2 protein-coding genes are annotated in these 1,356 nt (G+C 74.3%); one reads left to right on the top strand and one right to left on the bottom strand.

Annotation, left to right across the window (positions count from 1 at the left end; all coding sequences use genetic code 11):
• Positions 1-416 (bottom strand): acyltransferase family protein (locus B8460_RS19125; protein ID WP_048863219.1); only part of this gene is annotated, 416 nt, incomplete at its 3' end.
• Between the two features lie 53 nt (positions 417-469).
• On the opposite strand from B8460_RS19125, the gene B8460_RS19130 reads away from it, so the two are divergent.
• Positions 470-1,356: DUF4349 domain-containing protein (locus B8460_RS19130; protein WP_148360719.1), on the top strand; the 887-nt coding region annotated here is incomplete at its 3' end.

Genomic DNA, 1,356 nt, shown 5'->3' on the forward strand with positions numbered 1-1,356 from the left:
TCGGGACGCCGCCAGGGGATGAAGGCGAAGCTCGCCGCGACATAGCCCCAGGCCTGCCCGATCGGCGCGCTCAGCCAAGACGGATGCACCAGCGCCCCCGCCACCAGCACCGCCGTCAGCACCCAGTACAGCGGCACCACCCGCGCGATGCGGCGCAGCAGGAACAGGCGCACCCCGCCGGGCGGCCCGAACAGCGCCGCCGACGACCACAGCATGACGAAGCCGGAGATTACGAAGAACACGTCCACGCCGGCATCCCACGGCAGCGGCCGCAGCCAGCCATAGGGGGCCACGCCCGGCGTGCCGACAAGCGCCCCGGCCTGTTGCGTGATGTGCAGCACGACGACCGACAGCGCCGCCGCCGCGCGCAGCACCTGCACCAGCGGCAGCGCGGCGCCCGCACGCGGCGATTGCAATCCCGTCGGCGCCGGACTAACGGCCATCGGCGCGGGACGGGACGAAGACGGCCATGACAGGCGGGACATCACTGCGGCTTCTGGCCTTCGGCATGCTCGCCCTGCTGGCCGGGTGCAACTCCGATAGCCCGTCCGGGAGCGCGCCGCCATCCGCCGGCACCATGGCGGCCCGCGCCGCCGAGACCGCCACCGGGCAGCAGATCGCCTACACGCACGGCCTGACCCTGGTGATGCCGGCCGCCGACGTGCAGCCGCGCTATGACGCGGCGCGCACGCGCTGCCTCGCCGACCCCGCGCATTGCACGCTGATCTCCGCCTCCCTCACGACGGGCGGCGACGGCGGCGACGACGGGGCGCCGGAAGGGCGGCTGACGATGCGGCTCGCGCATGGCGCGGTCGAGCCCGCGGAGGCGGCGCTGCGTGCCCGCCTGCCGGGCGAGCCCGAGGGCGATCCGGTCGTGCGTGCCCGCTCGACCGAGGCGCAGGACCTGACGCGCACGATCGCGGACTCCGAGACGCGGCTGCATGAGTTGACCGATTACCGCGCCCGGCTGGAGGCGCTGACGCAGCGCCCCGACGTCAAGACCGACGACCTCATCCGGATCGCCTCCGAAATCGCCCGCGTGCAGAGCCAGATCGAAGCCGCGACCGGCGACCGCACCACGCTTGCCACGCGGGTGCAGACCGAGATCCTCAGCGTCGTGCTCGTCGGCCGCTCGGCGCTGACCGGCCGGTTCGCGCCGGTCGTGCGGGTCTGGGACGACAGTGCGACGATCCTGGCGCAGAGCACGGCCGATGCGCTGCGCTTCGCGCTGGAGGCCCTGCCCTGGCTGCCGGTCACGCTGGTCCTGCTGTGGGTATTCGTGCGTATCTGGCGGATCGCCGGGCTGCGCTGGCGCCGCCGCCGCGCGGCACAGGCCGCACCGCCGCCCGCCGGCCC

Source organism: Acidisphaera rubrifaciens HS-AP3 (assembly GCF_000964365.1).
Lineage (GTDB): Bacteria > Pseudomonadota > Alphaproteobacteria > Acetobacterales > Acetobacteraceae > Acidisphaera > Acidisphaera rubrifaciens.